Genomic DNA, 12237 nt, shown 5'->3' with positions numbered 1-12237 from the left:
TTTTATGCTCGTAGATTCCCATTGTCACCTTGATCGCCTCGACCTCACCGCCCACGAGGGATCCCTGGATGCTGCACTCGATGCGGCCCGTGAGCGCGGGGTAGGGCACTTTCTGTGCATTGGCGTCAGCGCCGATAACGCCGCCGACGTCAAAGCCCTGGCCGAACGTTACGACGATGTCGACTGTTCGGTCGGCGTGCATCCACTCGATGTGCAGCCGGGTGCCGCACCGGCGCTGGATTGGCTGTTGCGCGAACTCAATCATCCGCGGGTGGTGGCGATCGGTGAAACCGGTCTGGATTATCACTACGAACCGCAAGCGGCTGCGTTGCAGCAGGAGTCGTTTCGTCTGCACCTGCAAGCGGCCGGGCAGACCGGCAAACCGGTGATCATCCATACCCGTGGCGCGCGGGCCGATACCCTTGAACTGCTACGCGAAGCGGCGCTGCCTCAGGCGGGCGTGCTGCATTGCTTTACCGAAGACTGGGAGATGGCCAAGGCTGCGCTGGACATGGGGTATTACATTTCCTTGTCCGGTATTGTCACTTTTCGCAATGCCGATGCCCTGCGGGATGTGGCCAGCAAGGTGCCGGCTGACCGGTTGCTGGTTGAAACCGACTCGCCGTACCTGGCGCCGATCCCTTATCGGGGCAAACCGAACCTGCCGCAGTACGTGCGTGAGGTAGCGGAATTTCTGGCAATGTTGCGAGGTGAGACCTACGAGCGATTTGCCGAGCAGACCACCGAGAATTTCAAGCGTTTATTCCCGTTGGCGCACGTCAGGACATCGGTGTAACGTTTAGAAAAGATCGCTACCTATGGGATTTTTGGCCGCTGAATCGCAGGCAAAAAAAACCCGGGTTCTGGGGGGTGAATCCGGGTTAAGACCATTAGGAGTAAAACAAAGGCACACAATCCTTTGGTACCTTCATCGGCGCGACACTTGGGGGAGATGCCTCGCCGACAGTTGAAGTATTGATCAGTATTGCGCCGAGTCCAGTTTAGCTGGTCGGGTTTTTAAACAAATTTGGAATACGCACGCTTCGGTTGAGTTCTCATCGACCGGCAAGGTTGTGCGAATTCATCAAGAAACACATATATGGTCGGATGATCCGTGCATTTTGGCGCAAGTTAGGCATAATACGCGGCTTCGAATTTTGACCCCTACAGACCTTTTCTTATGCATAAAGAACCTCGTAAGGTCCGTGAGTTTCGTCGCCGCGAGCAAGAAATTCTCGATACCGCGCTCAAGCTGTTCCTCGACCAAGGTGAAGACAGTGTCACCGTCGAGATGATTGCTGATGCCGTCGGTATCGGCAAAGGCACGATCTACAAGCACTTCAAATCCAAGGCGGAGATCTATCTGCGCTTGATGCTCGATTACGAGCGCGATTTGAACGAGCTGTTGCATTCAGCCGATGTCGATAAGGACAAGGAAGCCCTGTCCCGGGCCTACTTCGAATTCCGCATGCGCGATCCGCAACGCTATCGGTTGTTCGATCGCCTGGAAGAAAAGGTGGTCAAGGGCAATCAGGTGCCGGAGATGGTCGAGGAACTGCACAAGATCCGCGCCTCGAACTTCGAACGCCTGACCTTGCTGATCAAGGGCCGGATAAGCGAAGGCAAGCTCGAAGACGTGCCGCCTTATTTCCATTACTGCGCAGCCTGGGCGCTGGTGCACGGGGCCGTGGCGCTGTATCACTCGCCGTTCTGGAGTAACGTGCTGGAAGATCAGGAAGGTTTCTTCCAGTTCCTGATGGACATCGGCGTGCGCATGGGCAATAAGCGCAAGCGCGATACCGACACGCCGAGCAGCTGAACCATTCAGTTGCCTTATTGCGCCATGATTTAGCTGCATGGCGCAGTACCGCAGGAATATACTCAGGCATAGGGCTTGCTAAAACTTGATTTGTGAGTCAAGTTTTGCGCGTTCGAATCTTCTTTCGCCGGAGTGATCCATGATCGTTGACCGTCAAGGCAGGCGTTTTCGCAATTTGCGGATCAGTCTGACCTCAGCCTGCAACTACGCTTGTACCTACTGCGTGCCCAACGGCAAGCGGCTGGTGGCTGCGCAGGATGAGTTGTCGGCGGAGGCCATGGCACGCGGCGTGGCCTATCTGATCGAAGCCGCGGGCATCGAGCGTTTGCGCATTACCGGTGGCGAGCCCCTGGTCAGTCCCAAACTCGAAGCCTTCATGACTGCCGTCGGGCAGATGGGCCTGGCGGATATCAGCCTGACCACCAATGGTCAGTTGCTGGCGAAGAAACTGCCGCTGCTGATGGATGCCGGCATTCGGCGCATCAACGTTTCCCTCGATACCCTGGATGCCAGCGCTTTTCGCAGCATTGCGCGCGGCGGTGATCTGGCGACCGTACTCGACGGCATGAACCAGGCCGCCGCGGCCGGCATGAAGATCAAGGTCAATATGGTGCCGCTGCGCGGGCAGAACCTAGATCAGGTGATGCCGTTGCTCGACTATTGCCTGGAGCGCGGCTACGAGTTGCGCTTCATCGAGTTGATGCGCATGGGCCACTTGGCCAGCGACTCCAACGCCTTCCTGCAGCAGTTCGTCAGCCTTCAGCAGTTGCTGAGCTTGATTGGCGAGCGCTACGAGTACCTTCAGGCCGATGCGCCGGTCGATGCCACGGCGGTGCGTTACCAGATTCCAGGGCTGGGCCACTTCGGCGTGATCGCCAACGAAAGCGTTCCGTTCTGCCGCACCTGTTCGCGTCTGCGTTTGTCGTCCACTGGTTGGCTGCATGGTTGCCTGTCGTCGAGCAATCGTCACTATGTCGGCGACCTGCTGGACAAACCTCGTCACCAGGCGCTACCGGCGTTGCAGCGACTGCTGGTCAAAGCCTTGGGGGACAAGCAGGAAGTGGCATTCTCCGGTGGTGCGACCATCATGAAAATCATCGGCGGCTAAACGCGACCTGTAGCAGCTGCCGAGCCCGCGAGGTTGCGTTCGGCTGTGAAGCAGTCGTGAATCCGGCTAACACGGTTTGCCTGACGTACCGCAGTTTCTGATTTTACGACTGCTTTGCAGCCGAACGCAGCCTCGCTGGGGCTCGACAGCTGCTACAGCCGAACGCAGCCTACGGCAACTGCTACAAAGATGAACCACTCATAAGCTGGCGCGGAAGCTGCATCCCATGGCCATTCGCCGGTTTTCCGTCACCGGCCTCTGGAGGGTAGGATGCGTAGCCTGGTTTTGCTGCTGGCCGTTTTGGCGCTTGGTGGCTGCATGAATGTCAGCGATATGGCCGAAGGGAGTCGCTACCACATGAGCGACGCGGGCCTGCTGGACCACAGCGACAGCCGTCGTGTGAATAACTTCCGCATTCAGCCGGACTCGTTCATCTACATCGCCCAAGGTGCCTTCGCGCCGCCGGGCAGTGCCTACCCGCGACCTAACGTGGTGGCCGAAGAAGCCTTCAACGGCTTTATAGAATATTTCCCGATGGTCCGCCGTGCCCGCGCGCCGGAAGGCCTCGACGCTGCCATGGGCGAAGCCCGTGCCGCCGGCGCCCATTACCTGCTTTACACGCGTTTCGCCAAGGCCGACGACCGCATCGGCAACTCGGACGAATGGCTCGACCAGGAACACGTGGATCGCCTCGGAATCGACAACGGCGTGATTCAGATCATGTTGATCGAGACCAGCACCCAGTATTTGATTGATACTGCACGTATCAAGAGTCGTGGCGGTTTACTGACGTTCCACGACAACAAGCCAGAAGACTTGCTGGGCCCGCCGCTGGAGCAATACGCTCGTAGCCTGCTGGGGCTCAGCGACCAGTAATTCAAAGGAGAACGCCATGAGTGGCCCGCAAAAAGCCAACGACCTGTTGGGGCAAATCCCCAAAACCAAAGGCTTGCCGCCGGTCCACTTGTGGAATCCCGACTTCTGCGGCGATATCGATATGCGCATCGCACGCGACGGCACTTGGTATTACCTCGGCACGCCGATCGGGCGCAAACCGATGGTCAAGTTGTTCTCCACCATCATTCGCCGCGACGACGATGATTATTTTCTGATTACCCCGGTCGAAAAGGTTGGCATCAAGGTCGACGACGCGCCGTTCGTGGCGATTGCCGTGGAGGTCGAAGGCGAGGGTGAGGCCCAGGTCTTGCGCTTTACCACCAACGTCGACGAAACCGCCGATGCCGGCGCCGAGCACCCTATGCGTGTAGTGATTGATCCGGTAACTCAGGAGCCCGCGCCGTACGTGCATGTGCGCACTAACCTTGAAGCGCTGATTCACCGCAATGTGTTCTACCAACTGGTGGAGCTGGCGGTGAGTCGTGAAATCGACGGGCAGCGTTGGCTGGGCGTGTGGAGCAGTGGCGAATTCTTTCCTATCGGGCTTGAGCCGTAACGCGCTGCGCTTATTTCGCTGTGAAAAACGGCCCGTTAGTTCAACGGGCCGTTTTTTTGGGGCTTACAAACCTTTGCTCTTGAGTCGCTCTGCATGTTCCAGGTAGAGCCCGACCGGGCTCACGTTCCAACTGGTGATCCCGGCCATCTGATTGACGGCATCAAAATGGTCCATCGGGTAATCCGAGCGAATCACTTTCCCCAGGTGCGAGCTGTAGCGGCCGACCAGCCCATCATTGGCGCGCTTCTCTTTATAAAATAACTTCGACAGCACGACAGTATTCAAATGACTCGGGTCGAGTGGTTGCAGACTTTGGAAGTTCTGCACGATCCCGCTCCAGGAGTAGTAATACACGCCGTTTTCAACTTCGTTGCCTTCGCCGCCCCACACCTTTGGCACCCCTTGTGGGTACTTGCGATTGAAGGCAGCCAATCCCGCGCTGGTCAGCGATTCGAAAGCCGCTTCAGCGTCAATCGGGTTTTCTGGATGGCCGCTGATCAGCGAAATGAAGGTGCCGACTGCGCCCAACAGGGCCAGTACGAACGCTTCGGGCAACTCTCCGGGCGTCAGTGCCTTATGCAATTGGTCGGCAATCTCCGAGCCATGATTGGGGCAACTGACCGAAGTGACCGACGCGACTTTTTCCGGGTGCAGGGCTGCTACGTAGCGTGCGGCCAAGGGGCCTTGGCTATGGCCGATCAGATTGACCTTGGCGACTCCGGTTTCCAGCAAAATGCGGTCGACGTGTTCGAGCAGTTTTTCTCCGCGTTCCTCATTACCGTTGACGGCTGGAATATTGACGGCAAACACCTGGGCGCCAGCGCGTTCCAGGGCTTCCTCGATTTCAAAGAAGTAGGGATAACCGGCGATTTTATCGAAGCCGAAAAGACCGTGAACCAACACAATGGGGTATTTCGTAGACGCATCCCTGTCCATGTTCATACCTATCAATAGCGGATTTGAAGGGGAACAGATCGCCGACTGCCCGATCTGCTGCGGCTAACCCTAGTTTACAAAGTGGATGGAATCAAAGCGCTTCAGGCAGGATTCGGACGAACAGCCATGTTCATATTGGCAAGGGCAGCTGAAAATCCAATTGACACCCAATCATATGATGATTAGCGTGGACATCCATCGCGAACGGCTTTGTGTCGTTTGTTTTTATCACCGGTCGACGAGGTGTCCATGTCCAGCAGTTTTCATGCGTCGACGGTCGACTGGCTGGGGTGCTGGATTGCTGCCGGCCAGGTCAAACCCGGCGAAACCATCAAGGTCGAAGCCGATCTGGGCGAGCAGCTCGGAGTCAGTCGTACGGTCATCCGCGAAGCCATCAAAACCCTGGTCGCCAAAGGCATGCTCGAAGTCGGGCCGAAGGTCGGCACACGCGTATTACCGGTGCGGCGCTGGAACCTCTTCGACCCGCAAGTCGTCGGCTGGCTATCGCGCAGTGGCTTGCCGGAGAACTTCGTCGACGACTTGCTCGACCTGCGCCGCACCATCGAACCCATGGCGGTGCGCTGGGCTTGCGAGCGGGCGACGGTGGAACAAGTGCAAGCCGTGCTCCAGGCCTATAACGCGCTGGAACGGGCAGTGGACAGCGGCGTCGATTACAACCGCGCCGATCAGTTCTTCCACGAGTGCATCCTCGCCGCCAGCCACAATCAATTCATCGAACAAATGGTCCCGGCCCTCGGCGCGCTGCTGGCAGTGTCTTTCGAAGTGTCTGCCGCCGACCCGGACGAACTGCGTCGGACCTTGCCAATCCACAAAGACATGGCCGACGCCATCGCCGCCCGGGATGCCGCCCGGGGTGTGTGGGCGTGCATGACCCTGATCGATAACGCCGACCTGGCGATCAAACGCTTTTACCCCAAAGTCATGGCCGACAAGAAGGCCAGCTAACAATAAAGAACCCTTGTGGGAGCGGCGGTGCGGCGATCCGACTTGCTCGCGAAGGCGATGTGTCAGGCGACAGAGATGGTGAATGTCACGGCCTCTTCGCGAGCAAGCCCGCTCCCACATACAAGCAATACAAAAGGAGCTTTCATGACGTGGACTGCGGTTACCGGACACCGTGCGCAACTCGGCGAAGGCCCGTTCTGGGATGCTCCGACCCAGGCACTGTATTGGGTAGATATCGCCGGCAAACAAGCGCTCAGGCTGATCGGCGCCAATGTGCAAATCTGGCAGATGCCGGAGCACGTGTCCGCGTTCATCCCCTGTGAAAGCGGCGATGCCTTGGTGTCATTGAGCAGTGGGGTTTACCGGCTGGATCTGGATTCCCCAGGCCTGGAACCTCGGCTGACTTTATTCTGCGTCGCCGATCCGCAACCCGGCAATCGCCCCAACGAAGCCCGCTGCGATGCCCAAGGCCGGCTCTGGCTGGGCACCATGCAAAACAACATCGGTGAGCAGGGCGAAGATTTACCCGTCGTGCGCCGCTCCGGCGGCCTGTTTCGCATCGACCGCGATGCTCGGGTCACGCCGCTGCTTCGGGGATTAGGCATTCCCAACACGTTGCTGTGGAGCGACGACGGCACAACGCTGTATTTCGCCGACAGCCTCGACAGCACGTTGTACCGGCATTTCATCCATACCGACGGCAACCTGGACACCGCCTATGTCTGGTTTGGCCCCCACGAACGTGGCGGCCCCGATGGTTCCGCGATGGATGCCGACGGCTATATATGGAATGCCCGTTGGGATGGTAGTTGCCTGCTCCGGCTAAACCCGGACGGTTATGTGGATCGGGTGATCGAACTTCCGGTCAGCCGTCCCACCAGTTGCGTGTTCGGTGGCGAAGACTTCAAAACCCTGTACATCACCAGCGCCGCAAGCCCGCTCAATCACCCGTTGGACGGCGCGCTGTTATCGATTCGAGTGGATGTGCCCGGAAAACCCTGTCAGCGCTTTGCTGGGTAAATCCCAAAATATGGGATGTAAAATTATATATTGAGATTATTTGGTAGTCAGGTTTATAGTCGGCCCCATCAGTTACACGCACTCACACTTAAAAAAACAAAACAGGTGAAGTGATGCAGCGATATCCCACCGCACTCCCTTACGGAGTCAGTGCTTCAGGCCGCCTCGGCGCCCGGCCGTTTTCGCGCCTGCCTGCCTATTCCCAACAGCTTTTTGACCGGACATCGACAGATGCCCGGTTTTCGTCGTGCCTTCGAACAGGAGTGTTGATCCATGGCTGAACCTCTTTCCTTGCCTCCGGTGCCCGAACCGCCCAAGGGTGAGCGGCTGAAAAATAAAGTCGTGCTGCTGACCGGTGCTGCTCAGGGGATCGGCGAGGCGATTGTCGCAACCTTCGCCTCTCAGCAGGCCAAGCTGATCATCAGTGACATCCAGGCCGAGAAAGTCGAAAAAGTCGCGGCGCACTGGCGTGAACAAGGCGCGGATGTCGTGGCGATCAAGGCCGACGTGTCGTGCCAGCAAGACCTGCATGCCATGGCCGGATTGGCCATCGAACTTCACGGTCGAATCGACGTGCTGGTCAACTGCGCCGGGGTCAACGTGTTCCGCGACCCGCTGCAAATGACCGAGGAAGACTGGCATCGCTGCTTCGCCATTGACCTGGACGGCGCCTGGTATGGCTGCAAAGCGGTGTTGCCGCAAATGATCGAGCAGGGCATCGGCAGCATCATCAACATCGCCTCCACCCATTCCACTCACATCATTCCCGGCTGCTTCCCGTATCCGGTGGCCAAGCATGGTTTGCTCGGGCTGACCCGCGCCTTGGGCATCGAATACGCACCCAAGGGCATTCGCGTTAACGCCATCGCGCCGGGCTACATCGAAACCCAACTGAACGTCGATTACTGGAACGGTTTTGCCGACCCCCATGCCGAACGTCAACGAGCCTTCGACCTGCATCCACCGCGGCGCATCGGCCAGCCGATTGAAGTGGCGATGACCGCTGTGTTCCTGGCCAGCGATGAAGCGCCGTTCATTAACGCTTCATGTATCACCATCGATGGTGGGCGCTCGGTCATGTACCACGACTGAATAACTCGGGTTTCAAGCGCGAAACTACGTCTGAAATCCAATCATCATACGATATGACTATTTGCTGCATGCTTCGACCGCTGTATTGGCTTTCAAATAACGCTCAAAAAAAATAACAAGGAGTCAGCTTATGAAACGTCGTCGTGGTATCCGTTCCCTGTGCTGTGCCGCTTTGGCGGTCACCGCGGTCAGCCTCAGCAGTACGTTGCTGGCAGCCGAGGAAGTGAAGATCGGTTTTCTGGTCAAGCAAGCGGAAGAGCCCTGGTTCCAGACCGAATGGGCCTTCGCCGAAAAGGCCGGCAAAGACAAAGGCTTCACCGTGATCAAGATCGCCGTGCCTGATGGCGAGAAAACTCTCTCGGCCATCGACAGCCTGGCGGCCAATGGTGCCAAGGGCTTCGTGATTTGCCCGCCGGACGTGTCCCTCGGCCCGGCAATTATGGCAAAGGCCAAGCTCAACGGTTTGAAAGTGATCGCCGTCGATGACCGTTTCGTCGATGCCGGCGGCAAGTTCATGGAGGACGTGCCGTACCTCGGCATGGCCGCTTTCGAAGTCGGCCAAAAGCAGGGCGCCGCCATGGCCACTGAGGCGAAAAAACGCGGCTGGGACTGGAAAGATACCTACGCGGTGATCAATACCTATAACGAACTCGACACCGGCAAGAAACGCACTGACGGTTCTGTCAAAGCGCTGGAGGACGCCGGTATGCCGAAAGACCACATCCTCTTCTCGGCGCTGAAAACCCTCGACGTACCGGGCAGCATGGACGCCACCAACTCGGCCTTGGTGAAGCTACCGGGCGCGGCGAAAAACCTGATCATCGGCGGCATGAACGACAACACCGTGCTGGGCGGCGTGCGCGCCACCGAAAGCGCCGGTTTTGCCGCGGCCAACGTGATCGGCATCGGCATCAACGGCACCGATGCCATCGGCGAACTGAAGAAACCCAACAGCGGCTTCTTCGGCTCGATGCTGCCGAGCCCGCACATCGAGGGCTACAACACCGCGAGCATGATGTACGAGTGGGTCACCACCGGCAAAGAACCGCCGAAATACACCGCGATGGACGACGTTACGCTGATCACGCGCGACAACTTCAAGCAGGAACTGGAAAAAATCGGCCTGTGGAACTGAGGCGCGGTTGATTCCATCGGCGGCCCTGGCGACGGGGCTGCCTGACCGGTGTGATGAGGTGGGTTTATGCACGCACAAGTACAGACAGATCAACAGAGCATTGGCGGCAGCCTGCGCTTCAACGGGATCGGCAAAACCTTTCCCGGGGTGAAGGCGCTGGACGGCATCAGCTTCGTCGCCCATCCGGGGCAGGTTCACGCCTTGATGGGCGAGAACGGTGCCGGTAAATCCACGCTGCTGAAAATCCTTGGCGGTGCTTACACGCCGAGCAGCGGCGATCTGCAGATCGGCGAGCAGAAGAGGATCTTCAAGTCCACTGCCGACAGCATTGGCAGCGGGGTCGCGGTGATCCATCAGGAGCTGCACCTGGTGCCTGAAATGACCGTCGCCGAGAACCTGTTTCTCGGGCATCTGCCAGCGAGTTTCGGTCTGATCAATCGCGGCGTTTTGCGGCAACAGGCATTGGCCTGCCTTAAAGGCCTCGCCGATGAAATCGATCCGCAAGAGAAAGTCGGGCGCTTGTCCCTCGGCCAGCGGCAACTGGTGGAAATCGCCAAGGCGTTGTCCCGTGGCGCGCATGTGATTGCATTCGATGAACCCACCAGCAGCCTGTCGGCGCGGGAAATCGATCGCTTGATGGCGATCATCGGGCGCCTGCGCGACGAAGGCAAAGTGGTGCTTTACGTCTCCCATCGCATGGAAGAAATTTTCCGCATCTGCAACGCGGTGACGGTGTTCAAGGACGGTCGCTTCGTGCGCACCTTCGAGGACATGAGCGAGCTGACCCACGACCAGTTAGTGACGTGCATGGTCGGTCGCGACATTCAGGATATCTACGATTACCGCAGTCGTCCGCGCGGCGCAGTGGCGCTCAAGGTCGACAGATTACTGGGGCCAGGCTTGCGGGAGCCGGTGAGTTTCGAGGCGCACAAGGGTGAAATCCTCGGGCTGTTCGGCCTGGTCGGGGCCGGGCGCACCGAGCTGTTCCGGATGCTCAGCGGGCTGACGCGCAACACTGCCGGACGCCTGGAGCTGCGCGGTCGTGAACTGAAATTGCATTCGCCCCGCGATGCCATCGCGGCGGGGATTCTGCTGTGTCCCGAGGACCGCAAGAAGGAGGGCATCCTGCCGCTCGCCAGCGTCGCCGAGAACATCAACATCAGCGCTCGTGGTGCCCATTCCACCTTCGGCTGCCTGTTGCGCGGCTTGTGGGAAAAGGACAATGCCGACAAGCAGATCAAGGCGCTGAAGGTGAAGACGCCCAACGCGGCGCAGAAAATCATGTACCTGTCTGGCGGCAATCAGCAGAAGGCGATTCTCGGTCGCTGGCTGTCGATGCCGATGAAAGTCCTGCTGCTCGACGAGCCCACCCGCGGCATCGACATCGGAGCAAAAGCAGAGATCTACCAGATCATCCATAACCTGGCCGCCAGCGGCATCGCGGTGATTGTGGTGTCCAGCGACCTGATGGAAGTCATGGGCATTTCCGACCGCATCCTGGTGCTCTGCGAAGGCGCGATGCGCGGCGAATTGACCCGCGAACAAGCCAATGAATCCAACCTGCTGCAACTGGCGTTGCCACGCCAACGCGCTGCCGACGTGGCGAACTGAGAGGTGACTATGACCGTCCAAAACAATGCTTTGCCAACCCCGCGCAAACCGCTGGACCTGCGGCGCTTTCTCGATGACTGGGTGATGCTGCTGGCGGCCGTCGGGATCTTCGTGCTCTGTACCTTGCTGATCGATAACTTCCTGTCGCCACTGAACATGCGTGGCCTGGGCCTGGCGATTTCTACTACCGGAATTGCCGCGTGCACCATGTTGTATTGCCTGGCGTCCGGGCATTTCGACTTGTCGGTGGGTTCGGTGATTGCCTGCGCCGGCGTGGTTGCGGCGGTGGTGATGCGCGACACCGATAGCGTGTTCCTCGGCGTCAGCGCGGCGCTGGTGATGGGGCTGATCGTCGGGCTGATCAATGGGATCGTAATCGCCAAGCTGCGGGTCAATGCGTTGATTACCACGCTGGCGACCATGCAGATCGTCCGTGGCCTGGCTTACATTTTTGCCAACGGCAAAGCAGTGGGCGTTTCGCAGGAGCAGTTCTTCGTGTTCGGTAACGGCCAGTTGTTCGGTGTGCCCGTGCCGATTCTGATCACCGTTGTCTGCTTCCTGTTTTTCGGCTGGTTGCTGAATTACACCACTTACGGGCGCAACACCATGGCCATCGGCGGTAACCAGGAAGCGGCGTTGCTGGCCGGGGTGAACGTTGATCGGACCAAGATCATCATCTTCGCCGTACACGGTGTGATCGGTGCGTTGGCCGGGGTGATTCTGGCGTCGCGCATGACGTCCGGTCAGCCGATGATTGGCCAGGGTTTCGAGTTGACGGTGATCTCGGCTTGCGTGCTCGGCGGGGTATCGCTGAGTGGCGGGATCGGGATGATTCGGCATGTGATCGCCGGGGTGCTGATTCTGGCGATCATCGAGAATGCGATGAACCTGAAGAATATCGATACGTTTTATCAGTACGTGATTCGTGGTTCGATCTTGTTGCTGGCGGTGGTTATTGACCGGTTGAAACAGCGCTGATTGTCCCTGTAGGAGCGAGGCTTGCCCGCGAAAGCAGTCTGTCTGTCACGCCGATGCTGGATGTGCCGACGCCTTCGCGAGCAAGCCCGCTCCCACATTTGATCTTCAGTGAACATAGA

12 protein-coding genes are annotated in these 12237 nt (G+C 58.5%); 11 read left to right on the top strand and 1 reads right to left on the bottom strand.

Going from position 1 to position 12237, the window contains the following annotated elements:
* Nucleotides 1-4 precede the first annotated feature (4 nt).
* From ACYZT2_RS21140 to ACYZT2_RS21120, 5 genes are all read left to right on the top strand, one after another.
* Nucleotides 5-796: a TatD family hydrolase gene (locus tag ACYZT2_RS21140; RefSeq protein ID WP_461967047.1), complete on the top strand. Its 792-nt coding sequence runs from the start codon at nt 5-7 to the stop codon at nt 794-796.
* A 384-nt stretch (nt 797-1180) separates the two neighbouring features.
* On the top strand, nt 1181-1819 hold the full coding sequence (locus tag ACYZT2_RS21135) for a TetR/AcrR family transcriptional regulator (protein ID WP_186611511.1): 639 nt from the start codon (nt 1181-1183) through the stop codon (nt 1817-1819).
* 139 nt (nt 1820-1958) lie between these two features.
* Nucleotides 1959-2927 carry a GTP 3',8-cyclase MoaA gene (locus ACYZT2_RS21130; RefSeq protein ID WP_461967044.1) on the top strand — a complete coding sequence of 323 codons (969 nt, stop codon included), beginning with the start codon at nt 1959-1961 and terminating at the stop codon, nt 2925-2927.
* A 270-nt stretch (nt 2928-3197) separates the two neighbouring features.
* A complete protein-coding gene (locus ACYZT2_RS21125) occupies nt 3198-3803 on the top strand; it encodes a DUF4823 domain-containing protein (RefSeq protein ID WP_461967042.1) in 606 nt (201 codons plus the stop codon).
* Between the two features lie 16 nt (nt 3804-3819).
* Complete coding sequence (locus ACYZT2_RS21120; RefSeq protein ID WP_461967040.1) at nt 3820-4380, top strand: DUF1285 domain-containing protein; 561 nt, start codon at nt 3820-3822, stop codon at nt 4378-4380.
* Nucleotides 4381-4443: 63 nt separating this feature from the next.
* On the opposite strand, the gene ACYZT2_RS21115 is transcribed toward ACYZT2_RS21120, so the two are convergent.
* Nucleotides 4444-5316, bottom strand: coding sequence for an esterase/lipase family protein (locus ACYZT2_RS21115; RefSeq protein ID WP_461967038.1), 873 nt, complete (start codon nt 5314-5316; stop codon nt 4444-4446).
* A gap of 249 nt (nt 5317-5565) precedes the next feature.
* Here ACYZT2_RS21115 and ACYZT2_RS21110 point away from each other — a divergent pair, with 249 nt between their 5' ends.
* From ACYZT2_RS21110 to araH, 6 genes are all read left to right on the top strand, one after another.
* Nucleotides 5566-6282, top strand: coding sequence for a FadR/GntR family transcriptional regulator (locus ACYZT2_RS21110; protein ID WP_461967036.1), 717 nt, complete (start codon nt 5566-5568; stop codon nt 6280-6282).
* A gap of 144 nt (nt 6283-6426) precedes the next feature.
* Nucleotides 6427-7302, top strand: a complete 876-nt coding sequence (locus ACYZT2_RS21105) for an SMP-30/gluconolactonase/LRE family protein (protein WP_461967034.1) — start codon at nt 6427-6429, stop codon at nt 7300-7302.
* A 273-nt stretch (nt 7303-7575) separates the two neighbouring features.
* Nucleotides 7576-8394 (top strand): SDR family oxidoreductase, encoded by an 819-nt coding sequence (locus ACYZT2_RS21100; protein ID WP_461967032.1) that lies wholly within the window; start codon nt 7576-7578, stop codon nt 8392-8394.
* Between the two features lie 130 nt (nt 8395-8524).
* The gene (locus ACYZT2_RS21095; RefSeq protein WP_123494570.1) at nt 8525-9529 is read left to right on the top strand and encodes a substrate-binding domain-containing protein; all 1005 of its coding nucleotides are present in this window, start codon (nt 8525-8527) and stop codon (nt 9527-9529) included.
* A 66-nt stretch (nt 9530-9595) separates the two neighbouring features.
* Nucleotides 9596-11140 (top strand): L-arabinose ABC transporter ATP-binding protein AraG, encoded by a 1545-nt coding sequence (araG, locus tag ACYZT2_RS21090; protein WP_461967030.1) that lies wholly within the window; start codon nt 9596-9598, stop codon nt 11138-11140.
* A gap of 9 nt (nt 11141-11149) precedes the next feature.
* Nucleotides 11150-12118, top strand: coding sequence for an L-arabinose ABC transporter permease AraH (araH, locus tag ACYZT2_RS21085; RefSeq protein WP_461967028.1), 969 nt, complete (start codon nt 11150-11152; stop codon nt 12116-12118).
* The last annotated feature ends 119 nt before the right edge of the window (nt 12119-12237 follow it).

It is taken from the genome of Pseudomonas sp. MDT1-85, assembly GCF_054898065.1.
Note: the sequence above shows the minus strand (reverse complement) of the source record. Positions and strands in the feature narration are given on the sequence as shown.

Excerpts from the sequence above, each read along its gene's own strand:
- ACYZT2_RS21140 (WP_461967047.1), top strand. The coding sequence starts at position 5 with ATGCTCGTAGATTCCCATTGTCACCTTGATCGCCTCGACCTCACCGCC.
- ACYZT2_RS21135 (WP_186611511.1), top strand. The coding sequence starts at position 1,181 with ATGCATAAAGAACCTCGTAAGGTCCGTGAGTTTCGTCGCCGCGAGCAA.
- ACYZT2_RS21130 (WP_461967044.1), top strand. The coding sequence starts at position 1,959 with ATGATCGTTGACCGTCAAGGCAGGCGTTTTCGCAATTTGCGGATCAGT.
- ACYZT2_RS21125 (WP_461967042.1), top strand. The coding sequence starts at position 3,198 with ATGCGTAGCCTGGTTTTGCTGCTGGCCGTTTTGGCGCTTGGTGGCTGC.
- ACYZT2_RS21120 (WP_461967040.1), top strand. The coding sequence starts at position 3,820 with ATGAGTGGCCCGCAAAAAGCCAACGACCTGTTGGGGCAAATCCCCAAA.
- ACYZT2_RS21115 (WP_461967038.1), bottom strand. The coding sequence starts at position 5,316 with ATGGACAGGGATGCGTCTACGAAATACCCCATTGTGTTGGTTCACGGT.
- ACYZT2_RS21110 (WP_461967036.1), top strand. The coding sequence starts at position 5,566 with ATGTCCAGCAGTTTTCATGCGTCGACGGTCGACTGGCTGGGGTGCTGG.
- ACYZT2_RS21105 (WP_461967034.1), top strand. The coding sequence starts at position 6,427 with ATGACGTGGACTGCGGTTACCGGACACCGTGCGCAACTCGGCGAAGGC.
- ACYZT2_RS21100 (WP_461967032.1), top strand. The coding sequence starts at position 7,576 with ATGGCTGAACCTCTTTCCTTGCCTCCGGTGCCCGAACCGCCCAAGGGT.
- ACYZT2_RS21095 (WP_123494570.1), top strand. The coding sequence starts at position 8,525 with ATGAAACGTCGTCGTGGTATCCGTTCCCTGTGCTGTGCCGCTTTGGCG.
- araG (WP_461967030.1), top strand. The coding sequence starts at position 9,596 with ATGCACGCACAAGTACAGACAGATCAACAGAGCATTGGCGGCAGCCTG.
- araH (WP_461967028.1), top strand. The coding sequence starts at position 11,150 with ATGACCGTCCAAAACAATGCTTTGCCAACCCCGCGCAAACCGCTGGAC.